This window comes from Bradyrhizobium sp. 25ACV (assembly GCF_054863005.1).
Map to the genome: position 1 here is coordinate 1 of NZ_JAVAYO010000087.1, position 274 is coordinate 274.

At 46.0% G+C, this 274-nt stretch carries 1 pseudogene; it reads right to left on the reverse strand.

Going from position 1 to position 274, the window contains the following annotated elements:
- Positions 1-274: pseudogene (locus RAD04_RS38685) on the reverse strand (acyl-CoA dehydrogenase); the annotation flags it as partial.

Here is a 274-nt window from a genome sequence, read left to right on the forward strand (position 1 = left end):
TTACCTACCAGGTAACCTTTGGCACCGTCGAAGTTCATTACACAAGTGGCAGATGCTTTGATCCCCATTTTGTGTTCAATCGAACCTGGACCTACCGGATTACGTTCGCCTATTGAACCATCTTCATTCACCAAGAATTTAGGCACGATGAACAGGGAAATACCACGAGAGCCCGCAGGTGCATCCGGTGTTTTTGCCAATACCAGGTGAATAATGTTCTCAGCCAGGTCGTGGTCACCACCAGTAATGAAAATTTTGGTACCGGTAATACTAT